The 23125-nt window shown below is 63.1% G+C and carries 23 protein-coding genes and 1 tRNA gene; 11 read left to right on the plus strand and 13 right to left on the minus strand.

What is annotated here, in order from left to right:
- Positions 1–9 precede the first annotated feature (9 nt).
- Together AWB78_RS00840 and AWB78_RS00845 are read right to left on the minus strand one after the other, a co-directional pair.
- Positions 10–330, minus strand: a complete 321-nt coding sequence (locus tag AWB78_RS00840; protein WP_062601458.1) for a type II toxin-antitoxin system RelE/ParE family toxin — start codon at positions 328–330, stop codon at positions 10–12.
- On the minus strand, positions 327–608 hold the full coding sequence (locus tag AWB78_RS00845) for a type II toxin-antitoxin system Phd/YefM family antitoxin (protein WP_062601459.1): 282 nt from the start codon (positions 606–608) through the stop codon (positions 327–329). Before AWB78_RS00845 ends, AWB78_RS00840 begins: the two co-directional genes overlap by 4 nt.
- 296 nt (positions 609–904) lie before the next feature.
- Here AWB78_RS00845 and metX point away from each other — a divergent pair, with 296 nt between their 5' ends.
- From metX to AWB78_RS00865, 4 genes are read left to right on the plus strand one after another with little or no spacing between them, the layout of a single operon-like run.
- Entirely contained in the window at positions 905–2050 is a 1146-nt protein-coding gene (gene metX, locus AWB78_RS00850; protein WP_062601460.1) for a homoserine O-succinyltransferase MetX, read from the plus strand.
- Positions 2047–2655, plus strand: coding sequence for a methionine biosynthesis protein MetW (gene metW, locus AWB78_RS00855; RefSeq protein ID WP_062601461.1), 609 nt, complete (start codon positions 2047–2049; stop codon positions 2653–2655). The genes metX and metW overlap by 4 nt, the downstream gene beginning before the upstream one ends.
- A gap of 49 nt (positions 2656–2704) precedes the next feature.
- Entirely contained in the window at positions 2705–3991 is a 1287-nt protein-coding gene (locus AWB78_RS00860; RefSeq protein ID WP_062601462.1) for an AmpG family muropeptide MFS transporter, read from the plus strand.
- Entirely contained in the window at positions 3988–4905 is a 918-nt protein-coding gene (locus tag AWB78_RS00865) for a M48 family metallopeptidase (RefSeq protein ID WP_062601463.1), read from the plus strand. The genes AWB78_RS00860 and AWB78_RS00865 overlap by 4 nt, the downstream gene beginning before the upstream one ends.
- Positions 4906–4907: 2 nt before the next feature.
- Here the strand turns inward: AWB78_RS00865 and AWB78_RS00870 are convergent, their stop codons facing one another.
- The 5 genes from AWB78_RS00870 to gatC all read right to left on the minus strand — a co-directional run bounded on the left by AWB78_RS00870 (position 4908) and on the right by gatC (position 10038).
- A complete protein-coding gene (locus AWB78_RS00870) occupies positions 4908–5696 on the minus strand; it encodes an exodeoxyribonuclease III (protein ID WP_062601464.1) in 789 nt (262 codons plus the stop codon).
- Between the two features lie 25 nt (positions 5697–5721).
- Positions 5722–6561, minus strand: a complete 840-nt coding sequence (locus tag AWB78_RS00875; protein WP_062601465.1) for a PPK2 family polyphosphate kinase — start codon at positions 6559–6561, stop codon at positions 5722–5724.
- 151 nt (positions 6562–6712) lie between these two features.
- On the minus strand, positions 6713–8182 hold the full coding sequence (gatB, locus tag AWB78_RS00880) for an Asp-tRNA(Asn)/Glu-tRNA(Gln) amidotransferase subunit GatB (protein ID WP_062601466.1): 1470 nt from the start codon (positions 8180–8182) through the stop codon (positions 6713–6715).
- 2 nt (positions 8183–8184) lie between these two features.
- On the minus strand, positions 8185–9678 hold the full coding sequence (gene gatA / locus AWB78_RS00885; protein ID WP_062601467.1) for an Asp-tRNA(Asn)/Glu-tRNA(Gln) amidotransferase subunit GatA: 1494 nt from the start codon (positions 9676–9678) through the stop codon (positions 8185–8187).
- Between the two features lie 60 nt (positions 9679–9738).
- Positions 9739–10038, minus strand: a complete 300-nt coding sequence (gene gatC, locus AWB78_RS00890; RefSeq protein WP_035509719.1) for an Asp-tRNA(Asn)/Glu-tRNA(Gln) amidotransferase subunit GatC — start codon at positions 10036–10038, stop codon at positions 9739–9741.
- A 376-nt stretch (positions 10039–10414) separates the two neighbouring features.
- On the opposite strand from gatC, the gene AWB78_RS00895 reads away from it, so the two are divergent.
- From AWB78_RS00895 to rodA, 5 genes are all read left to right on the plus strand, one after another.
- Positions 10415–11458 carry a rod shape-determining protein gene (locus AWB78_RS00895; RefSeq protein ID WP_004189550.1) on the plus strand — a complete coding sequence of 348 codons (1044 nt, stop codon included), beginning with the start codon at positions 10415–10417 and terminating at the stop codon, positions 11456–11458.
- Between the two features lie 198 nt (positions 11459–11656).
- A complete protein-coding gene (gene mreC / locus AWB78_RS00905) occupies positions 11657–12778 on the plus strand; it encodes a rod shape-determining protein MreC (protein ID WP_062601469.1) in 1122 nt (373 codons plus the stop codon).
- Complete coding sequence (mreD, locus tag AWB78_RS00910) at positions 12775–13287, plus strand: rod shape-determining protein MreD (protein WP_050328041.1); 513 nt, start codon at positions 12775–12777, stop codon at positions 13285–13287. The genes mreC and mreD overlap by 4 nt, the downstream gene beginning before the upstream one ends.
- 91 nt (positions 13288–13378) lie before the next feature.
- On the plus strand, positions 13379–15670 hold the full coding sequence (gene mrdA / locus AWB78_RS00915) for a penicillin-binding protein 2 (protein WP_062601470.1): 2292 nt from the start codon (positions 13379–13381) through the stop codon (positions 15668–15670).
- Between the two features lie 23 nt (positions 15671–15693).
- Complete coding sequence (gene rodA, locus AWB78_RS00920; protein ID WP_062601742.1) at positions 15694–16842, plus strand: rod shape-determining protein RodA; 1149 nt, start codon at positions 15694–15696, stop codon at positions 16840–16842.
- A 72-nt stretch (positions 16843–16914) separates the two neighbouring features.
- On the opposite strand, the gene AWB78_RS00925 is transcribed toward rodA, so the two are convergent.
- From AWB78_RS00925 to queC, 5 genes are all read right to left on the minus strand, one after another.
- On the minus strand, positions 16915–17595 hold the full coding sequence (locus tag AWB78_RS00925; protein ID WP_062601471.1) for a tetratricopeptide repeat protein: 681 nt from the start codon (positions 17593–17595) through the stop codon (positions 16915–16917).
- Positions 17592–18374 carry an HpcH/HpaI aldolase family protein gene (locus AWB78_RS00930; protein ID WP_062601472.1) on the minus strand — a complete coding sequence of 261 codons (783 nt, stop codon included), beginning with the start codon at positions 18372–18374 and terminating at the stop codon, positions 17592–17594. The genes AWB78_RS00925 and AWB78_RS00930 overlap by 4 nt, the downstream gene beginning before the upstream one ends.
- 186 nt (positions 18375–18560) lie before the next feature.
- Positions 18561–19007 carry a 6-carboxytetrahydropterin synthase QueD gene (gene queD, locus AWB78_RS00935; protein WP_062601473.1) on the minus strand — a complete coding sequence of 149 codons (447 nt, stop codon included), beginning with the start codon at positions 19005–19007 and terminating at the stop codon, positions 18561–18563.
- Positions 19008–19013: 6 nt separating this feature from the next.
- Entirely contained in the window at positions 19014–19646 is a 633-nt protein-coding gene (gene queE, locus AWB78_RS00940) for a 7-carboxy-7-deazaguanine synthase (protein WP_062601474.1), read from the minus strand.
- A 25-nt stretch (positions 19647–19671) separates the two neighbouring features.
- Positions 19672–20406, minus strand: coding sequence for a 7-cyano-7-deazaguanine synthase QueC (gene queC / locus AWB78_RS00945; RefSeq protein WP_062601475.1), 735 nt, complete (start codon positions 20404–20406; stop codon positions 19672–19674).
- Positions 20407–21100: 694 nt separating this feature from the next.
- On the opposite strand from queC, the gene AWB78_RS00950 reads away from it, so the two are divergent.
- On the plus strand, positions 21101–22243 hold the full coding sequence (locus AWB78_RS00950) for a glycosyl hydrolase (RefSeq protein ID WP_062601476.1): 1143 nt from the start codon (positions 21101–21103) through the stop codon (positions 22241–22243).
- Positions 22244–22391: 148 nt separating this feature from the next.
- Positions 22392–22772, plus strand: coding sequence for a hypothetical protein (locus tag AWB78_RS00955; RefSeq protein WP_062601477.1), 381 nt, complete (start codon positions 22392–22394; stop codon positions 22770–22772).
- Between the two features lie 239 nt (positions 22773–23011).
- Here AWB78_RS00955 and AWB78_RS00960 read toward each other — a convergent pair.
- Positions 23012–23087 (minus strand) — tRNA-Phe (locus AWB78_RS00960).
- Positions 23088–23125: the final 38 nt, after the last annotated feature.

The following is a 23125-nucleotide window of genomic DNA, read 5'->3' on the forward strand; positions in this document are numbered from 1 at the left end:
CGATTGCCGCTACATCCGAAACAGCCGCCGCGCGAGTATGTCCTCGAGGTCCGAACGCGTATCGACGACGAGGTGCACGTAGATGATGTCGCCATCGACCTTGTAGATGATCCGGTTCGTGCCGCTCAGGACTTCGTAGTAGCCCGACATGCGGAAGTCGGCGAGCTCAGGCGGTGTCGAGCCATTGCGCGGCGCGGCTTCGATTTCGGCGATGGTGTCCGCGATCTTGTCGCGCGTCGCCGCCCACGCGGTGCCGCCGAACTTGTTGATGACGTAGCGACGGAAGTTCTGCAAGTCCACGCGAACGGGATCGAGAAAGACGGTCTTCACTTGACGCCTTCTTCACGGCCCATGCGGTCGATTTCGGCGAACACATCGCCCGCGCTCGTGCACTGACCGGCTTCGATGGTCTTCTGTCCCATCGCCAGAATCTTCAGGAGCGCGAGCGTCTGATGCAGATCCTCGTAGGACTGCACGTCCTGCACGACGACCCTGCCTTCGCCGTTCTGCGTGATGAGCATCGGCTCGCGGCTCTCGACGATGTTGCGGATCATCTCCGCCGCGCGGCTCTTCAGATGACTCAGCGGTCTGACCCGGCTCGGTTTCATTCGCGCATCTCCGCAAATCGAGACGATTAGTCAATATAGGCATAAAAGCAGGCCGCATCCAGCCAGCGCGCCGATTCGCGACGTCATGACGTTTTCCGCTATACTTCACCGCTAACGAGAATTTCTCGAACATCAACAACGCGCCGATTTGCTGACTCGATTGCGGGCGCGCGAGCCTCAGAGCTTCATCGCTGAAGGTTCACTATAAATGCGGCTAAAGAGGTCGTCAGCCGCGCCATCGCCGTATCTCCGCGCATCGCCGACACCGTTTAGCCGCTTGGTCAAAGGCGGAATGAATGGAATCGATCGGCATCGTCACTCCCCAAACACTGCGCTTCACCGAACCGCTCGCGATGCAGAACGGGTCGTCGCTCGGCGACTACGAACTCGTCGTCGAAACGTATGGCGAGCTCAACGCCGCGCGCTCGAACGCCGTGCTCGTGTGCCACGCATTGAACGCATCGCATCACGTCGCGGGCATTCATGCCGATAACCCGAAGAACGTCGGCTGGTGGGACAACATGGTCGGCCCCGGCAAGCCGCTCGACACCAATCGCTTCTTCGTCATCGGCGTGAACAATCTCGGCTCGTGTTTCGGTTCGACCGGGCCGATGAGCATCGACCGCGCAACAGGCAAGCCGTATGGCGCGAGCTTTCCGGTCGTCACGGTCGAGGACTGGGTGAACGCGCAGGCGCGTCTCGCGGATCGCTTCGGCATCGAGCGCTTCGCGGCCGTGATGGGCGGCAGCCTCGGCGGCATGCAGGCGCTCGCGTGGAGCATGATGTATCCGGAACGGCTCGCGCATTGCATCGTCGTGGCATCGACGCCGAAGCTGTCCGCGCAGAACATCGCGTTCAACGAAACGGCGCGCTCCGCGATTCTCTCCGATCCCGACTTCCACGGCGGCGATTATTACGCGCACGGCGTGAAGCCGCGCCGCGGCTTGCGCGTCGCGCGCATGATCGGGCACATCACGTATCTGTCGGACGACGACATGGCCGTGAAATTCGGCCGCGCGCTGCGCCGTGCCGAAGGCGCGCTCGACGCATACAACTTCAGCTTCGATGTGGAATTCGAGGTGGAATCGTATCTGCGCTATCAGGCCGACAAGTTCGCCGAATACTTCGACGCGAACACGTATCTGCTCATCACGCGCGCGCTCGATTATTTCGATCCCGCGAAACCGTTCGACGGCGATCTCACGAAAGCGCTCGCCAACACGAGCGCGAAATATCTCATCACCAGCTTCACGACGGACTGGCGTTTCGCGCCGGCGCGCTCGCGCGAGATCGTGAAGGCGCTGCTCGACAACAAGCGCACGGTGAGCTACGCGGAGATCGACGCGCCGCACGGCCACGACGCCTTCCTGCTCGACGACGCGCGCTATCACAACCTGATGCGCGCCTACTACGAACGCATCGCCACGGAGATCGGCGCATGAACCAGCACACACTTGATTCGCTCGCGCTGCGCTCGGATTTTCGCGCGATCGCCCGTTGGGTCGAGCCGCGCTCGACGGTGCTCGATCTCGGCTGCGGCGACGGCTCGCTGCTCTCGCTCCTCGGCGAAGAACTCGAAGTGAAGGGTTACGGCATCGAGATCAACGATGCCGGCGTGCTCGCGTGCGCGCAAAAGGGCGTCAACGTGATCCAGCAGAATCTCGAAGACGGATTGCGTCTCTTTGAAGATGACAGCTTCGATTTCGCGATCCTCTCGCAGACGCTGCAGACGATTCATCAAACCGCCGCGATCCTGCGCGAGACCGTGCGCGTCGGGCGCCAATGCATCGTGTCGTTTCCGAATTTCGGGTACTGGCAGCATCGGCTGTCGGTGATTCAGGGGCGCATGCCGGTGTCGAAGTCGCTGCCTTATCAATGGCACAACACGCCGAACGTGCGCGTGCTCACGATCAAGGACTTCGAAGCGCTCGCGCCGGAAGTGGGCATCGAGATTCTGGACCGCGTGGCGCTGCACGACGGGCAGTCGGTCCGTTGGGGCGCGAACTGGCGTGGTAGTCTTGCGGTCTATCGCGTGAAGCGCCGGTGATTCGTCCCGGCGTATCGCGCATCGACAACACCGCTTCTCCAGATTCGACATGCCCGACACGCCACACGAGGCGCCCGCTCTAACCGCACACGAAGATCATCCAGGATGGCGCGCGTTTCTCAACAAGCGCATCCTCATTTGCGTCTTTCTCGGCTTTTCGTCCGGATTGCCGCTCTTCACGCTCTACAGCCTGCTGCAGGCGTGGCTCACGACCGCGCACATCAACGTGAAGGAGATCGGCCTCTTCGCGCTCATCGGACTTCCGTACACCTGGAAGTTCGTCTGGTCGCCGCTGATGGACCGCTTCATTCCGCGCTTCCCGGGCTGGAGTCCCGGCAGACGGCGCGGCTGGATGTTCCTCACGCAAGTGCTCGTGATGATCGCCATCGGCTCTTTCGGGTTCTTCTCGCCTGAGCAGAACCTGTGGGCCGTCGCGGCAATCGCCGCGCTCGTCGCGTTCTTCAGCGCGAGCCAGGATATCGTCATCGATGCCTACCGCCGCGAACTGCTCGCCGATACCGAGCAGGGGCTCGGCAATGCGGTGCACGTCAATGCGTACAAGGTCGCGGGACTCGTGCCCGGCTCGCTTTCGCTGATTCTCGCGGCCTTTCTGCCGTGGAAAACCGTCTTTATCATCACCGCGGCGTTCATGTTGCCGGGTCTCGTCATGACGCTCGTCGTCAAGGAGCCGGCGATTCACGGCGCGCCGCCGAAGAATCTGCGCGAGGCGATCGTCGAACCGTTTCACGAGTTCGTCACACGCGACGGCTGGCGCGCGGCGCTGCTCGTGCTCGGCTTCATCTTCCTCTACAAGCTCGGCGACACGATGGCGACCGCGCTCGCCACGAAGTTCTTCCTCGACATCGGCTTTTCGCTCGCTCAGATCGGCGTGATAGCGAAGGCGGTCGCATTCTGGGCGAGCATCGCGGGCGGCCTGCTCGGCGGCATCGCGCTGGTGAAAATCGGCATCGCGCGCGGACTGTGGATCTTCGGCGCACTGCAAATCATCGCGACGCTCGGTTTCGCGTGGCTCGCGAAGATCGGGCCGTCGCCGTTGGCGCTGGGCGTGTTGTACGGCTTCGAAACCTTCGCGACCGGTCTGACGCTCGCCACGTTCACCGCGTACATCGCCAGCACGACGGACCCGCGCTACACCGCGACGCAATTCGCGCTCTTCACGAGCCTCGCGGCCGTGCCGCGCACCTTCGCCGCGGCGGGCAGCGGTTATATCGTAAATGAAACGGGCTGGTTTCCGTACTTCCTGATCTGCGTCGTGCTGTCGATACCGGGCATGTTACTGTTGCCGAAAATCGCGCCCTGGAGAACTCAACGATGACGCTTTCTTTCAAGCTTCGCGCCTCGGTTCGCGCATGGACACTGGCGGCGTCGCTCGCGCCCTTGTCCGCGCATGCTCAGGACGAACCGAAGACGCCGCCGCCGTACTCCGCGCCGAACAATCAGATCCGCTTCGGCAACACGGCGCTCTTTCGCAATCTGATTCCACCCGCGACGCTCGAGGCGCAGTCCGCCGAGGAATACGCGCAGGTCATCCACGACGCCGAACGCAACAAGACCCTGCTCGCCGATAACAACCCGCTCGTCAAGCGCGTGCGCGATATCGCGAATCACGAGATCCCGTTCGCGCTCAAGTGGAACGATCGGGCGAAGAACTGGAAGTGGGAGATCAACGTCATCAAGTCGCCGGACACGCGCATGGTCTGCCTGCCGGGCGGGAAGATCGTCGTGTATAGCGGGCTCGTCGACAAGCTGCGTCTGAACGACAACGAGATCGGCATGATGATCGGCCACGAGATCGCGCACGCGTTGCGCGAGCACGCGCGCGAGCGCCTCGGCCGGCAGCAGGCAGCGCAACTTTCCTCCAATGGAATGCCGCAGCTTTTCGGCTTTTCGAATTACGGGTCGCAGCAGCCGGATATCGGCGACGAACTGCTTTCGATGCGCTATTCCCCCGCCGACGAAACCGAAGCCGATGTAATCGGCAGCGAGATCGCCTCGCGCGCGGGTTACGATCCGCGCGCGGCCGTGACGTTGTGGAACAAGATCGATTCGGGAACGCGCCGCGCGGATGACGGCTTCATCTGGCTGCATCCGTATGGGCCGGAACGCAGGCAGGATCTGCTCAAACGCATGTCGGACATGATGCCGCTTTATGCGAAGGCGCTCGGCAAGACCATCGACCAGTTGCCGAATTACGCGGGCATGGGCCGGTTCAAGAAGACCGGCCGCTAGCTTTATTTCTTCGCTTTGCCGAGCTTCCAGTCGTAGTCGATGGTCAGCGGCGCGTGGTCGCTGAACTTGATGTCCCTGAAAATCGATGTCTTCTTGGCGGTCGCGGCGACTTCCTTCGTCGCGATCTGATAGTCGATACGCCACCCGACGTTCTTCGCGTACGCCTGGCCGCGGTTGCTCCACCATGTGTACTGCTCGGGACGCTGATCCAGCGTGCGGAATACATCGACATAACCGACGTCGTCGAAAAGCTTCGTGAGCCACTCGCGCTCTTCGGGCAGGCAGCCGGAATTCTTCTGGTTGCTCTTCCAGTTCTTGATGTCGATTTCCTTGTGCACGATGTTCACGTCGCCGCACAGAATGACTTCGCGCTCTTTCGAAAGCTCGTGAAGATGCGGCATGAACTCGTCCATGAAGCGGTATTTCGCCTGCTGACGCTCGTCGCCGCTCGACCCCGACGGCACATACACCGACACCACCGACAGCTTGCCGAAGCGCGCTTCCACGTAGCGCCCTTCCGGGTCGAACTCCTCCGAGCCGAAGCCGATGACCACGTCGTCCGGTTCATGGCGCGTGTAAAGGCCCGCGCCGCTGTAGCCCTTCTTCACGGCATGCTGGAAGTAGCCCTGAAAACCGTGCGGCGCGAGGAATTCCGGCGTCAGATCATCCTGCGAGCATTTGATTTCCTGCACGCACACGACGTCGGATTTCTGTTCGCCGAACCAGTCGAAGAAGCCTTTCTTGGCGGCCGAACGGATGCCGTTCAGATTGGCGGTAATCACGCGAAACATACGCTTCCTTTTTCTTGAGTTCGTCTTACTCGACCTTCACGCCTTTCAGCGATTCCTTCGCCGGCGGGAATTCGAGCTTCATGTCCTGCATCGTGCGCAACAGCAGCTCGGCGATCATCACGTTGCGATGCGTCTTCGAATTGCCCGGGATGATGTACCACGGCGCGTATTCGGTCGAGGTCGCGCCGAGCGCGTCCGCATACGCCGCCTGATAGTCGTCCCATTGCTTGCGCGCGTCGAGATCGGAGACATCGAACTTCCAGTGCTTCGTCGGATCGTCGATGCGCGCCTGCAGGCGCTCACGCTGCTCGTCCTTCGAAATATGCAGGAAGCATTTGACGATGGCCGTGCCGCTATCTGCAAGCAGCGATTCGAAATCGCGGATATGACGATAGCGCCGCTCGCATTCGTCGGCATCGATCGTTTTCAGCACGCGCGGCACGAGCACGTCTTCGTAGTGGCTGCGATTGAAGATTGCTAGTTCGCCGGCCATCGGCGCCTGCGCGTGCACGCGCCATAGAAAATCGTGCGCGGCCTCGTACTCCGACGGCGCGCGAAACGGCACGATGCGCAGTCCGAGCGGATCGACGTTCTGGAACACGGCGCGCACGGTGCCGTCCTTGCCGCTCGTGTCGGTGCCTTGCAGGATCAGCAACACGCGGCGGCGGCGTTGCGCGTGGAGTTTCTCCTGAAGGTCATCGAGCTGTGCGCCGATCACCGCGAGACGTTCGCGGTCTGCGTCCTTCATGCCCGTCGAGAACGGCTTCGCGGAGGGATCGACGGAGCTCAGATCGAAGGGCTTCGGCTTCTTGCCGCCGTCGAAGAAAGGCACGCGAAAGTCGTCGAGTTCGGATTTCTTAGCCATGTTTTTTCCTCTCGCCAATGAAAACGGGCTGCTGCCTGGCTCGCCCGGCAACAGCCCGTTCATCTTTACATCTTTCGGACCGTGAAGGGCCCGAACGTGCTCGGGGCAAAGTCTGTCCCCGCGAGCGCGGAGACAGCATGCACAGGTGCGCTCAGGACAGCTTCTTCTTCAGCAATTCGTTGACCTGCTGCGGATTCGCCTTGCCCTTGGTCGCCTTCATCGCCTGGCCGATCAGCGCGTTGAACGCCTTCTCCTTGCCCGCGCGGAATTCGTCGACCGACTTCTGATTCGCCGCGAGCACCTCGTCGATGATCGCTTCGAGGGCGCCGCTGTCCGAAATCTGCTTCAGGCCCTTCGCCTCGATGATGCGATCCGCCGCGCCTTCGTCGGTCGCCTTTTCATCCCAGATCGTCTGGAAAATTTCCCGGCCGATCTTGTTCGAGATGGTGCCGTCCGCGATGCGCTGCACGATCAGCGCCAACTGCGCCGCCGATACCGGCGATTCGCCGATATCGAGCGATTCGCGGTTCAGTTGTGCGGAGACGTCGCCCATCATCCAGTTCGCGGCGATCTTCGCTTGCGCCGCACCCGCCTTCTGCACGAGCGCTTCGAAGTACGAAGCCATCGCCTTCGACGATGTCAGCACGCCCGCGTCATACGGCGTGAGGCCGTATGTGTCGACGATGCGCTTCTGCATGTCCGCCGGCAGCTCGGGCATCTCGCCCTTCACGCGATCGATCCACGACGATTCGATCACGAGCGGCATCAGGTCCGGATCCGGGAAATAGCGGTAATCGTGCGCGTCTTCCTTGCTGCGCATCGAGCGCGTTTCGCGCTTGTCCGGATCGTAGAGACGCGTTTCCTGAACCACCGTGCCGCCGTCTTCGATCAGCTCGATCTGGCGGCGCACTTCGTACTGGATCGCCTCTTCGAGAAAGCGGAACGAGTTCAGGTTCTTGATCTCGGCGCGCGTGCCGAATTCCTTCTGGCCGACCGGACGCACCGACACGTTCGCGTCGCACCGGAACGAGCCTTCCTGCATGTTGCCGTCGCAGATGCCGAGCCACACGACGAGCCCGTGCAGCGCTTTCGCATACGCGACCGCTTCCGCCGCGCTGCGCATTTCCGGCTCGGTGACGATTTCGAGCAGCGGCGTGCCCGCGCGGTTCAGGTCGATGCCCGTCATGCCGGCGAAGTCTTCGTGCAGCGACTTGCCCGCGTCTTCCTCGAGGTGCGCGCGCGTCAGATTGACGGTCTTCGAATACGCTTCCTTGCCCGCCTTTTCATTGGCCGGAACCTGGATCGTGACCTGACCGCCCTGCACGACCGGAATCTCGTACTGGCTGATCTGATAGCCCTTCGGAAGATCCGGATAGAAGTAGTTCTTGCGCGCGAAGATGCTGCGCGGCGCGATGTGCGCGCCGATCGCGAGGCCGAAGCGGATCGCGCGCTCGACGGCGCCCTTGTTCATCACGGGCAGCACGCCGGGCAGCGCGAGATCGACGGGACTCGCCTGCGAGTTCGGGCTCGCGCCGAACTGCGTGGGCGCGCCCGAGAAAATCTTGGAGACGGTGGAAAGCTGCGCGTGCGTTTCCAGACCGATGACGACTTCCCACTGCATGTTCACACTCCCGATGCCGATGGTGCCTTGCGGTGCCAGTCGGTCGCGCGCTGGAACGCGTCGGCGACCTGGAGCATCCGGGCTTCGTTGAAATAGTTGCCGATGATCTGCAGACCGACCGGCCGATTCGCATTCGCGCCCGCGCCGAAGCCGCACGGCACGCTCATGCCGGGCAGACCCGCGAGGCTCACGGAGAGCGTGTAGATGTCGGCGAGGTACATCTGCACGGGATCGTCGGCCTTCTCGCCGAGATTCCACGCAACCGACGGCGCGACCGGCCCCATGATGACGTCGCACTGCTTGAACGCTTCCTGGAAGTCGCGCGCGATGATGCGGCGAATCTTCTGCGCCTGCAGATAGTACGCGTCATAGTAGCCGTGCGAGAGCACGTAGGTGCCGACGAGAATCCGCCGCTTCACTTCCGGCCCGAAGCCTTCGGCGCGCGACTTCTTGTACATGTCGAGCAGATCCTTGTACTGCGCCGCGCGATGCCCGTAGCGCACGCCATCGAAGCGCGACAGATTCGACGATGCCTCCGCCGGCGCGATGATGTAGTACACGGGAATCGAAAGCTCTGTCTTCGGCAGCGACACTTCGACGAGCGTGGCGCCGAGCGCTTCGTATTGTTTCAACGCGGCGTCGATGGACGCGCGCACGTCGTCGGCGAGACCGGCGCCGAAATACTCCTTCGGCAAGCCGATGCGCAGGCCCGCGAGCGGTTTGCTCGCATCGCCGCCGTTCCAGGTCTGGCCGAGATAGCGCGTGTAGTCTTCGTTCTCACGCTGCAGGCTCGTGGAATCGCGCTCGTCGAAACCGCCCATCGCGTTGAGCAGGAGCGCGCAGTCGGCGGCGCTTTGCGCCATCGGACCGCCCTGATCCAGCGACGACGCGAACGCGATCATTCCATAACGCGAAACGCGGCCGTAAGTCGGCTTGATGCCCGTGATGCCGGTGAACGACGCGGGCTGGCGAATCGAGCCGCCCGTGTCCGTGCCGGTCGCGGCGGGCGCGAGACGCGCGGCCACGGCAGCGGCCGAGCCGCCCGACGAGCCGCCCGGCACCGCTTTCGGATCCCACGGATTTTTCACCGCGCCGAAGTACGAATTCTCGTTGGACGAGCCCATCGCGAACTCGTCCATGTTGGTCTTGCCGAGCGTGACCATGCCGGCGTTTTTCAGACGATCGACGACGGTCGCATCGAACGGGCTCGCGTAGTTTTCGAGCATGTGCGAGCCGGCCGTGGAGGTCCAGCCGCGCGTGACGAACACGTCCTTGTGCGCGATCGGCACGCCGGTGAGCGCGCCCGCGTTGCCTTGCGCGATGAGCGCGTCGGCGGCCTTCGCCTGTTCGAGCGTGAGCTCGCGATCGATGCCGATGAACGCGTTAAGGTCCTTCGCGGCCTCGATGCGTTGCAGATACGACTGCGCCAGTTCGACCGCGGAGATCTCCTTCGAGTCGAGCGCGGCGCGCAATTCGGTCAAGCTTTTCTGATGCATTGCAGTTCCCTGATGAGCGCGGCACCGCGTGCCACGCGCTTTGCGCTGGATATTCGACGGTTACTCGATGACTTTCGGCACGAGATACAGCCCGTCCTGCACCGCGGGCGCGGAGCGCTGGAACTCTTCGCGCTCGACACGCTCTGAGACAGCGTCGTCACGCAAACGCAGCGCGACTTCCTCGATCTGCTCGATCGGATGTGCGAGCGGCTCGATGCCGGTCGTGTCGACTGCCTGCATCTGCTCGACGAGACCGAAAAAATCGTTGAGCCGCGCAAGCGTGGGTTCGGCCTCGTGGTCGGGCAATTCGAGCCGCGCCAGGTGCGCGATGCGTTTTACGTCGGTCAGGGTCAAAGACATGGAATCACCGGAGAAAGCGTGGACAGCCCCAATCTCGAAAACTTTCGCTGTGACAGCTAGTTACGATCTCGGAAGGAGCCCTCGGAAGCAGGTAGGACGATGGCAAAAACTGCCATCCTTTTCCTATAGATGCCCACAAATTATAAGGTATCATTACACGTTCGACTCACCTCTGGAACGCTCTGTCGGCGGCTTTCTCCCTGAATCACTCAATTGCGAGAAACGTTTGCGTACAGCGTTCCATTCTGCGGTAGATTTCTTCCCGGATTTGCACTTCACGGCGAGCGTTCGCCGCCCCGGCAAACCGTTATTTTTTCCGCTGCCGTTCCCGGCGCACCTCGCGACGAACGGCCACCCAGCGAGACAGGATTTTTGAATGTTCGGTTTTTTGCGCAGCTATTTCTCCAACGACCTGGCGATTGATCTCGGCACCGCCAACACGCTGATCTACATGCGCGGCAAGGGCATCGTCCTCGACGAGCCCTCGGTCGTTTCGATTCGCCAGGAAGGCGGCCCCAACGGCAAGAAAACCATTCAGGCGGTAGGCAAGGAAGCCAAGCAGATGCTCGGCAAAGTGCCCGGTAACATCGAGGCCATCCGCCCGATGAAGGACGGCGTGATCGCCGACTTCACCGTCACCGAGCAGATGATCAAGCAGTTCATCAAGACCGCTCACGAATCCCGCATGTTCTCGCCCTCGCCGCGCATCATCATCTGCGTGCCGTGCGGTTCCACGCAGGTCGAGCGCCGCGCGATCAAGGAAGCGGCTCACGGCGCAGGCGCGTCGCAGGTCTATCTGATCGAAGAGCCGATGGCCGCCGCGATCGGCGCGGGCCTGCCGGTATCGGAAGCAACGGGCTCCATGGTCGTCGACATCGGCGGCGGCACGACGGAAGTCGGCGTCATTTCGCTCGGCGGCATCGTGTACAAGGGCTCGGTGCGCGTCGGCGGTGACAAGTTCGACGAAGCAATCGTCAACTACATCCGCCGCAACTACGGCATGCTGATCGGCGAGCAGACCGCCGAAGCCATCAAGAAGGAAATCGGCTCGGCGTTCCCTGGCTCCGAAGTGAAGGAAATGGAAGTCAAGGGCCGCAACCTGTCCGAAGGCATTCCGCGCAGCTTCACCATTTCGAGCAATGAAATTCTCGAAGCGCTGACGGACCCGCTTAACCAGATCGTGTCGTCGGTGAAGATCGCGCTCGAACAGACGCCGCCGGAACTCGGCGCGGACATCGCCGAACGCGGCATGATGCTGACGGGCGGCGGCGCGCTCCTGCGCGATCTCGATCGCCTGCTCGCGGAAGAAACCGGCCTGCCGGTGCTCGTCGCCGAAGACCCGCTGACCTGCGTGGTGCGTGGTTCGGGCATGGCGCTCGAGCGCATGGACAAGCTCGGCAGCATCTTCTCTTACGAGTGATCTCCCGGACGAAGGCCTTCGCTCTCCTTCTCTTGAGCGTCATGGCCTTCGACGCGACCAGCAAACGCACCCGCGTAACGCGACGCGCGCTCGGCCCGGCAATTGTCCGGGCCGTTGTCGGAACAGCGTAGGGCAGGTTTCGCCGCCGGCGAATCACCTGCAGCATCGATCCATCCGTTCACGCCCTCGGCGCCGACCATGGAATACAGTCCGCCGCCACTTTTCAAGCAAGGCCCTTCCGCGCTCGCGCGCCTGATCTTCTTCGTGGTGCTCGCCATCGCGCTGCTCATCTCGGATGCGCGCTTCAACACGCTGGAAATCGTGCGCGGTATCCTCGGCGCGGGGCTGTATCCGTTGCAGCGCGCGGCGCTCGTGCCACGCGATATTTTCATGGGCGCGGCGGATCTCGCCGTGACGAGCGCGACCTTGCGCAGCCAGAACCAGAAGCTCGCCGACAAGAACCTCGAACTGTCCGTGAAAGCCGGCGATTCGGCGCAACTCGCCATCGAGAATGCGCATCTGCGCGCGCTGTTGAATTTGCAGTCGCGCGCGACCACCGAAGAAACGCCCGCCGAAATTCAGTACGACACGCGCGATCCTTTCACGCAGAAGGTCGTGATCGGCAAGGGTTCGCAACAGAATATCCAGGATGGCGCGCCGGTCGTCACGGAAGACGGCGTAATCGGCCAGGTCACGCGCGTGTTTCCGCTGCAATCGGAAGTTACGCTGCTCTCCGACAAGGATCAGGCCGTGCCCGTGCAGATCGCGCGCACCGGCTTGCGCAGCGTGATCTACGGCACGCCGAAGGGCGACACGCTCGATCTTCGCTTCGTGCCGATCAGCGCCGACGTGCAAGCCGGCGACGAACTCGTGACGAGCGGCCTCGACGGCATCTATCCGCCGGGCCTGCCGGTCGCCAAGGTGCTACGCGTCGACAAGCAGGCGGACACGGCGTTCGCGCGCGTCGTCTGCGTGCCGATCGCGGCTGTGCGCGGCGCACGCCAGCTGCTCGTGCTGCATTACAACGTGAACGTGCCACCGAATCCGATCGAAGTCGAAGCGGCTGCCGCCGCCAAGGAAGCGAAGGAAAACAAGGGCAAGAAGAAAGCCGCGCCGAAGGCGGCGCCTGCTGCCGGCGCGAGCGGCGCATCGGCGCCTGCGGCCGCGTCGGTCGCCGCGCCGGGCTCCGCACCGGTCGCAGCAGCGGCTCCGGCCAAGCCGGCGCCGGCGTCTGCACCGAAGGCGGCATCGGGCGCGGCGGCAAAGCCGTCGAAGAAGGCGCAGTCGCCTAAGCCCGCTTCCTCGGGAGCCGCACGATGAATCGTCCGCAATACATCCTTCAGCCGGTCAATCCGTACTTCATCACGTTCAGCCTCGCTGCCGCGTTCCTGCTGAACCTGATGCCGTGGGGACGGCTCATCGGCGTGCCGGATTTCGTCGCGCTCGTGCTGCTGTTCTGGAACGTGCATCAGCCGCGCAAGGTCGGCATGGGCATCGCGTTCATGCTCGGCATCCTGATGGACGTCCATAACGCGAACCTGCTCGGTGAGCACGCGCTGGCCTACACGCTCCTGTCCTACGGCGCGATCACGATTCACCGCCGCGTGCTGTGGATGGCGCTGCCCGTGCAGATGTTCGTCGTCGCGCCGCTGCTCGTGGGCGCGCATCTGGTGCCGTTCGTGATCCGCCTGATGACCGGCGCGGCGTTCCCTGGCTGGAGCTATCTGATCAACGGATTCGTCGAAGCGCTGCTCTGGCCGGTCGCGAGCTTCCTCCTGCTGATGCCGCAACGGCGCGCCGCCGACCCGGACGACACGCGCCCTATCTGAGCGCGTCAGCGCGCGGTCCTTCGCCGGATAAACGCCCGCGCGCGAACTACACTTGAATCGCGAAAGATCGCGAGAAACCCGCGAAAGCTGCATGACCGAAATAAAGAACACCGAGCAACAGTTGTCGAAGTTCCGTCTGCGCGTCGCGGCGGCGGGACTGTTCGTGTTCGTCTGCTTCGGGCTGATCGGGCTGCGTTTTCTCTATCTGCAAGTCTGGCATTTCAGCAAATACTCGTTGCAGGCGAACGAGAATCGCATCTCCGTCGCGCCGATCGTGCCGAACCGCGGCATCATTACCGATCGCAACGGCATCGTGCTCGCGAAGAACTATTCGGCCTACACACTGGAGATCACGCGCTCGAAGATCAACGGCACGCTCGATGAAACCATCGACGAGCTCTCGCAAGTCATTCCGATCGACGCACGCGACCGCCGCCGTTTCAAGAAGCTGCTCGAAGACTCGAAGAATTTCGAAAGCCTGCCGATCCGCACGCGTCTCACCGACGAAGAGGTCGCCAAATTCACCGCGCAGCGCTACCGCTTTCCGGGCGTCGAAGTGCGTGCGCGCCTGTTCCGCCAATATCCGCTCGGCACGACCGCCGCGCACGTGATCGGCTACATCGGGCGTATTTCGCAGCGCGATCAGGAGCGCATCGACGACGCGAGCGACGCCAACGACGAAAGCTCCGATCACTACGATCCGCGTGTCGACGCCAACAACTACAAGGGCACGGATTACGTCGGCAAGATCGGCGTCGAGCAGAGCTATGAAACCGAGCTGCACGGGCTGACGGGTTTCGAGGAAGTGGAAGTGACGGCGGGCGGGCGGCCGGTACGCACGATGTCGCGCACGCAGGCGACGCCTGGCAACAATCTCGTGCTGTCGCTCGATATCGGCTTGCAGCAGGTCGCCGAGCAGGCGTTCGCGGGCAAGCGCGGCGCGCTCGTCGCGATCGAGCCTTCCACCGGCGACGTTCTGGCGTTCGTGTCGGCGCCGAGCTTCGACCCGAATTCGTTCGTCGACGGCATCGATCAGCAAACGTGGGACGCGCTCAACAACTCGCCGGATCACCCGCTGCTGAACCGTCCGTTGCACGGCACGTATCCGCCGGGCTCCACGTACAAGCCGTTCATGGCGCTCGCCGCGCTCTCGCTCCACAAGCGCACGCCGGGCTGGGGTTTCCAGGATCCGGGCTACTTCACCTTCGGCGGCCACACGTTCCGCAACGACGTCCGCTCGGGCCAGGGCTGGGTGGACATGAACCGGGCGATCGTCGTGTCGAACGACACCTACTTCTACATGCTCGCGCGCGATCTCGGCGTCAATGCGATGGCGGGTTTCATGAAGCCGTGGGGTTTCGGCCAGATCACCGGCATCGATATCGCGGGCGAGGCGCGCGGCATTCTTCCGTCGACGGAATGGAAGCGCAAGGCGTATCGCAAGCCCGAGCAACAGCGCTGGTATGAGGGCGAAACGATCAGCCTCGGCATCGGCCAGGGCTACAACTCGTTCACGATCCTGCAACTCGCGCACGCAACGGCCACGCTCGCGAACAACGGCGTCGTGATGAAGCCGCACCTCGTGCGCGATGTCGAAAATCCGATCTCCAAGGCCATGCGCAGCGTCGTGCGCGATCCGAGCGACAAGATTCCGGTGCAGCAGAAGGACATCGACGTCATCAAGCACGCGATGGAAGGCGTCGTGACGAACGGCACGGCGGCGAAGGTGTTCGCGGGCGCGTCGTATCTCGCCGCGGGCAAGACGGGCACGGCGCAGGTCTATTCGCTGCAGGGCGCGAATTACAAGGGACACGCGACCGCCGAGCATCTGCGCGACCACGCGCTTTTCATCGCGTTCGCGCCGGCCGAGCAGCCGAAGATCGCGCTCGCGCTGATCGTCGAAAACGGCGGCTGGGGCGCGGAATCGGCGGGCCCGATCGCGCGCAAGGTGCTCGACTACTATCTCGTCGATCGACTCAAGCCGGGCGCGGAAGCCGCCGCGGTCGCGGCAGCCGCATCGGCCACCGCCGACGACGGCCTGCCTATGATCGGCGGCGCGCAGCCGCCCGCCGCCGTGGCGCTGCCCGCATCGGTCGCGAATTCATCGCCGGCGTTTTCACCTCAGGCGGCATCGAATCCGGACGTCGCGAAGTCGGCCTCCGCGCCGGCGCTTTCGGCCTCCGCACCGAAAGCCGCGAAGCCCCGCGCCGCATCGGCAACGCCCGCGACACCCGCCGCACCCGCAGCCGCGCTGCCCGCGTCGGCGCCCGGCCGCGCGCCCGCGCCGAAAAAGCGCCCGACGGAGCCGACGCCCACCATGGTGCGCGGCAATGACAAGGACGGCGTGCGCGTTCTCGCGCCGTCCGGCGGCATCGACGAGTAAAGGAAACCGCCATGCAACTGCACATGCAATTCGACAAGCGCGAACTGATCGACCGCGCGAAGCGCATGTTCGCGGGCTTCGACAAGCCGCTCGCGCTCATCGTGTTCCTGCTGTTATGCGTCGGCATCGTGACGCTCTACAGCGCGAGCCTCGACATGCCCGGCCGCGTCGAGGACCAGCTTCGCAACATCATGCTGACCTTCGGCCTGATGTGGGTGCTCGCCAACATCCCGCCGCAAATGCTGATGCGCTTCGCCGTGCCGCTCTATACGGTCGGCGTCGCGCTGCTGCTCGCCGTCGCCGCGTTCGGCCTGACGCGCAAGGGCGCGAAGCGCTGGCTCAACGTCGGCGTGGTGATCCAGCCGTCGGAGATCATGAAGATCGCGATGCCGCTGATGCTCGCCTGGTACTACCAGAAGCGCGAGAGCAGTATTCGCTGGTGGGATTACATCGTCGGCTTTCTGATTCTCATGCTGCCGGTCGGCCTGATCGCGAAACAGCCTGACCTCGGCACGGCGGTGCTCGTGTTCGCGGCGGGCATGTTCGTCATCTATTTCGCGGGATTGAGTTTCAAGCTGATCGTGCCCGTATTGATTGCGGCGGTGATCGCGGTGGCGGGCGTCGCTGTTTTCCAGGACAAGATCTGTCAGCCCGACGTCGTCTGGCCGATGATGCACGACTACCAGAAGCACCGTATCTGCACGCTGCTCGACCCGACCTCCGATCCGCTCGGCAAGGGCTTCCACACGATTCAGGCGGTCATCGCCATCGGCTCGGGCGGCACGCTCGGCAAGGGCTGGCTGAAAGGCACGCAGGCGCACCTCGAATTCATCCCCGAAAAGCACACGGACTTCATCTTCGCCGTGTTTTCGGAGGAATTCGGGCTCGCGGGCGGGCTCGTGCTGCTCTTCCTCTATATGGCGCTGATCGCGCGCGGGCTGTATATCGCGGCGAATGGCGCGACCTTCTTCGGGCGATTATTGGCCGGATCGCTCACGCTCGCGTTCTTTACCTACGCGTTCGTGAATATCGGCATGGTGAGCGGGATTCTGCCCGTGGTCGGCGTGCCGCTGCCGTTCATGAGCTACGGCGGTACGGCCTTGACGACGCTCGGCGTCGCCGTCGGGCTGATCATGAGCGTCGCGCGCCAGAAGCGCCTGATGCAGAGCTAGCGAGCGTCTTCTTCGCCCGATTCCCAACTCGAAGCCGTGGATGCGTCCGCGGCTTTTTGTTTTCTCGCCGCGTCACTGCGGCTTTCGCTGCCCGAGTTCGGCGCTGAGTTGCAGATACTTGAGCTTGGCGGCCGGATCGCCCTGCGCAGCCGCCGCCGCGTAATAGGCGCGCGCGACGTTCAGATTGCGTTCGACGCCATCGCCGCCGCGCTCGTAGAACGATCCCGCGACGTATTGCGCGGTCATGTCGCCGCCTTCGGCCGCCTTCTTGTACCAGTTGAACGCCTGCTCGTTGTCGCGCGCGGTGCCGCGTCCGTCGAGAAACTGATTGGCGAGCGCCAGTTCGGCCTGCACGTGGCCCTGATTCGCCGCGCGCAGGAACCAGCGATGCGCCTCCGCCGGATCCTTCTCCACGAACTGCCCGTCGTCGTACATCTTGCCGTACACATATTGCGCGTGGGTCATGTTCGCGTCGGCGGCGCGGCGCAGCCATTTCTTGCCTTCGGACACGTCGGCCGGGCCGCCTTCGCCGTTGAGCAGCATCATCGCGTAGTTGAATTCGGCGAGCCGGCTGCCCCGTTGCGCCGCGCGACGAAACTCGGAGCGCGCCGCGACGAGATTGCCCGCGTTGTAATCGGCGACGGCGTTTTGCGTCGCGATATCGGTTGGCCTGGGCGCGTTGTCGGCGTGCGCCGCGCCGCCCGAAATCGACAGGCTCAGCGCCGCGGCCACCGACGCCATGGCGGTTTTCATGATCTCGCCTCCTGCAACGCCTGACGCGTCGCCTTCAACAGCCACATCACATCCGCGCCTATCGCGACGAGCTTGATGCCCGCCTGCGCGTACTGCTTCGCGCTCGCGGCGTCGAGCGCGAAGATGCCGCTCGCGATGCCCGCGCGATTCGCCGCATCGACGATCTTCGTGATCGCCGCCTGCACGTCGGGATGCTTGCCGTCGCCGAGATGGCCGAGGCTCGCTGCAAGATCCGCCGGGCCGATGAACAAACAATCGACGCCCGGCGTCGCGGCGATTTCATCGACGGCTTCGAGCGCCGCCGCCGATTCGATCTGCACGATCGTCGCGATCTGCGCGTTCGCGCTCGTCGCGTAATCGCGACGCATACCGTATGCCGCGGCCCGCACCATGCCCGCGACGCCGCGCAGACCATGCAGCGCTGCTTCGGTCGGATACTGCGTGAGGCTTACGATGCGCGCCGCCTCTTCCGCCGATTGCACGTTCGGGAACATCAGTGTGCGCGCGCCCGCGTCGAGCGCGCGCTTCACGAGCCAGCCCTCGCTGGACGGCACGCGCACGATCGGCTCGCTCGGCAGATGCGCGGCGGCGATCGCGCGGAGTTGCGCGACGACGTCGGCGCTATCGTTCGGCGAATGCTCCATGTCGATGCACAGCCAGTCGAAGCCCGCGTGCGCGAGCGCCTCGGCGGCATCGGCGCTGCCGAGCGACAGCCACAGGCCGAACGCGGTGCCCGGTTCGGAGAAGCGCTGCTTGAGGGGATTGGTGAACGTGCTCATCGCGCGGCTCCTTCGAGGGTTTGAAGGATGACCGCGCGCGGCCGCGAAAAGGAAAACGACAGAAGAAGTGACGGCATGCGTGCGCTCCGTGTCTTGCCGCCTCGGATAATGGGCGACTCATCGGACGATCATACCGTGACAAAAGCGCACGCGCCGGACGTGCTCCGGGCGCTCGCGCGCGGGAAATCAGCCGCGCTCGACGTCGGCCCAGCAATTCGGCGTCTCGTACAGACGCACGCGCTTCAGCTTCAGATTGACCCCGTAATGCGCGTCGTACACATCCGCGAGAAGGTCGAAAGCGACGGCGGCGAGGTTCTCGACCGTCGGAATGCGATCGAGCACGACGGTCTTGTGATCCGACAGCGTTTGCAGGAATTCGCGCACTTTGACATCGCCTTCATAGACGATGAATGCATGATCCCACTTGTTGACGAGATGCTCCATCGCCAGGGCTTTCACGTCGGCGAAATCCATCACCATCCCGCGATCGGGCGCGCCTTCCACGTCGACCAGTTCGCCTTGCAGCGTGATTTCGAGCACATAGCGATGCCCGTGCAGATTGCGGCACTGGCTGCGGTGATCAGGGATGCGGTGGCCCGCATCGAATTCGAGTTTTCGGGTAATCGTCTGCACGGCGGTTCAGGGGATGTTCAGATATTTGTGCGTCTGCATCGACAGCCGCCACTTCGGATGGCGCTTGCACCAGTCGATCGCCAGCTTCGTGTTGATGTCGCGCGACGGGCCGTCCATCGGCTGCACGAGGAAGTAATCGAAGTCGAGCTTCTCGTACTCCGCGAGGCGCTGGTTGTCCTGCGGCACCACGACCTTCAGCTCGTTGCCCTTCATGACGACGAGCGGCGCATCCGCCTTCGGGCTCACGCAGATCCAGTCGATGCTGTCGAGCACCGGCAGCGAGCCGTTCGTCTCGATGGCCATCTCGAAGCCCGCTTCATGCAGCGCGTCGACGAAAGGCTGATCGATCTGCAGCATCGGCTCGCCGCCCGTGCAGACGACGAACCGGTGCGCCGCGCCTTCCGGCCACAGCGCCGCGATCTTCGCGACGAGTTCCGCCGGCGTCTTGTACTTGCCGCCGTTCTCGCCATCGGTGCCGACGAAATCGGTGTCGCAGAACTGACAGACGGCGTCCGCGCGATCTTCCTCGCGGCCCGACCACAGATTGCAGCCCGCGAAGCGGCAGAACACGGCCGGACGCCCGGCATTGGCGCCTTCGCCCTGCAACGTGTAGAAAATTTCCTTTACCGCGTACGTCATGACTGCTTCGTGAACCTCGTAAAAATCAGACCGGCGCGGTCGTGACCTGCTCGCCCGCGCGATACGCCTCATAGCCGCGCTTGCGCAGTTTGCATGCCGGGCATTGGCCGCAGCCGAAGCCCCAGTCGTGCAGTTCGGCGCGCTCGCCGACATAACAGGTGTGCGTTTCGACGCGGATCAACTCGACGAGCGCCTCGCCGCCGAGCGTTTCCGCGAGCCGCCATGTGTCGGCCTTGTCGAGCCACATGAGCGGCGTTTCCAGTGCATAGCGCGTTTCCATGCCGAGATTGAGCGCGACTTGCAGCGCTTTCATCGTGTCGTCGCGGCAATCCGGATAGCCGGAAAAATCAGTCTCGCACATACCGCCGACCAGCACCTTCAATCCACGCCGATACGCTACTGCTGCAGCAATCGTCATGAACAGCAGATTTCGGCCCGGCACGAACGTGTTCGGCAAGCCGCTCGCCGTCGACTGGATCTCGATCTCGCGGGTCATCGCGGTATCGCTGATCGCGCCGAGCACCGACAGATCGATCGTGTGATCTTCGCCAAGGCGCTCGGCCCATTGCGGGAAGGCGCGCGTGATGGCCGCGCGAAAACCGTCGCGGCATTCCAGTTCCACGCGATGGCGCTGTCCGTAATCGAAACCGAGCGTCTCGACCGTCTTGTAACGTTCGAGCGCCCACGCGAGGCAAGTGGCCGAGTCCTGGCCGCCGGAAAACATCACGAGCGCGCTGTCTTTAGCGTCTATCCGAGTCACCGTAACTCCGTACTCCGTGAATGAGATTGGCGTGGCACGCCGCACAGGCAGTCGGAGTGACCGGACCTCGCGATGCGCGGCGCGGGCGGCGACGCCCGCGAATCCAGTATAGGCCGGCGGCCTTCGCCCGGGCGCGCGCGCCATTTATGCCGCCGATAGCGGAACAAAAGCGGGATGGTCGAGCGCCGCGGATTCGTTCCGGCGCGTCGCGCACGCGTTTTTGGGGCGTCGAAAAGGAAAGGACTTGCGGGTCCGAGGACGAGGCAAGTCCTTAATTCGGCGCGAATTTTAGCACGGAGCACGACGGTTCGCCGAGCTCGGCGCGGTATCGGCGGCTTTCCGTTGCCCTGCGGCTTTCGGGCGTTCCGTCGAAGAAGGTGCAGGCGAAGTCGTTGAGGAATATCCGGCCGCGCTGCCGGGCCTCAAAGGCATATTGCAAATTCGAATCAGTGAATTTTACGGATTGCTCTATCGGCGTTCTTCGGAGGTCACGTAGTCTTATTCGAGTTGTCAACGGTTTCGGAAGAAATTTCCGATTTCAGGCACTCGCAGGGTTCGGCTGAGTCGTCGATACATCGCTCAATCGCTCGGAAGACCTTCGTTCGCGTTGAACGATCACCGTTGATCGGCCGTTTCGTTGAGCGCATCGGTTTCGCTCATGAGTACATATTCATCAGCATTACTAATCAGAAGTATGGGCAAGAGCGCGCTGATAACGAGCGTTGTCATAGCCAGCACGCTGCTCGCCGCTTGCGGCGGCGGTGGAAACAACGCACTCACCACCGCGGCGAACGCCGAGGTCGCCAGCAGTGCGATCGCGGCAAGCGAAACGGCCACCGCCCCCAACACCACGACGACGGTCGATGCTGCCGCCAGCAGCGCGGCCACCACGACCGACGAGCCCCCCGCGACGACGCAAATCTTCTACGGCGCGAACGGCCACAACAACGAGGGCGGCGCATACGACATCTCGAGCCCGGCGCTTCAACTTGCGCAATTGCAGAATCTCGGCGTAAAGCTCTATCGCAATGAAGTGTACAACCAGGCGTCCGTCAACAAGCTCGCGGGTATCGCAAAGACGATGGCGTCGGGCGGCGTGACAGTGTTTCCGGTTCTGTTGATCAGCACCGACTTCGACAGCGAGTCCGACGCGTACGACGCCGGCTATATGCTCGGCCGGCAAACGGCACTGTCGTATCGCTATCCCTATTACGAGGTCTCGAACGAACTCGGCTCGAGCAACCATGCGCTGATCGGCAATGTGGACGGCGTGTACCCGGAGCAGTACAACAACGCGACCTTTCAGAAAGCGCGCGGCGCGATCCGCGGACTGATCGACGGCATCAAATCGGTGGACACGTCGGGCAAGATCATCATGGGCGGCGAAACCTGGTTGCACTACGGCTTCGATCAGATGCTGGCGGCCGGCACGCAGCCGGACGGCTCGGACGGACATCCGGTCGTGACGTGGGACATCACCGCGTGGCATTGGTATTCGGAACAGGGCGACATCACACACGCGTGCGGCGGTACCGGTTGCTACAACGTGCTCGACGTCCTCAAGCAGTTTGGCAAGCCGATCTGGCTGACGGAATTCGGCGTGCGTCCGTGGCACGGCAGCGATCAACAGATCGCGTCGTACATCGTCGGCGACAAGATGATGGCGCAGTTCGTATCGCTGGCGTCGCAGTACGACATCCAGGCCATTCAGGTGTATCAACTCTACGATGATCCGTCGGATGGCGAAGGTAACTATGGCCTCTTGAAGAACGACGGCAAGACGCAAAAGGCTGCGTATTCGGCGTTCAGGGATTTCGTGGCGTCAAATCCGAAATAGTGAGAGCGTCGTCGCGCAGCGCTCGAAGAACCCACGCGGGCAGGCAGGCCGGACTCTCATTCCGGCGGCGTGTCCGCTTTGTGTTTCTGCAAAAAGAACGCCGTCTTCTTTCCGTGCCGACGGCGAGCCTGATCTCGCAACCAGCCCGATGCTTGCCGTCTGCGGCGGTGGCAGCGCCAACGACGCCTTCGACACGGCGTCGACCGTGAACGCTGCGAGCCGCAACGCGACCGCCTTCACCGCGAACGGCACCGTGACGGTGAAGGGCATGACGGGAACGAAGTGGGCGAAAGTCCCCGTCGTCGACATGACCACGGGCGAGAAGGTCGCGGGCCACGCCACGCCCTCGAACGGCCATAACAACGAAGGCGGCGCGTACGACATTTCAGCCGGCGCTTTCATGCGCAGCAGTTCGACAACACCAGGTTCCCGATCGGGCGGGGCGTCATTCGCGGATCATCGCGAGTGTGAAGTCGGTGATCCGACGGCAAGATCACCATGGACGGCAGCACGTGGTTGCATGACGTGACGCCCCCATAGGCGGCGAAGACGTATACGGCCTTGTGAAGAACGACGATATAACGCAAGAGGCACAATACCCGGCGTTCAAGGACTTCGTCGCGGCGAATCCGAGGTAAGGAACGGCCGGTTGAAAAAAAGCGGGCAGGTCGCTTCCACGAACTGCCCGCTCTCGAATCTGGACGTGCGAAAAAAACACAAGCAAAGAAAAAGCCCGAGAGCGATAACACTCTCGGGCTTCTTGCATTCTGGTGGCCTGGGGCGGAATCGAACCACCGACACGCGGATTTTCAATCCGCTGCTCTACCAACTGAGCTACCGGGCCAACGAAGAGGTGAAACTATAGCAGAGACTATCGCGCCT

Origin of the sequence: Caballeronia calidae, from assembly GCF_900044055.2 — a bacterium.
Classification (GTDB): Bacteria; Pseudomonadota; Gammaproteobacteria; order Burkholderiales; family Burkholderiaceae; genus Caballeronia; species Caballeronia calidae.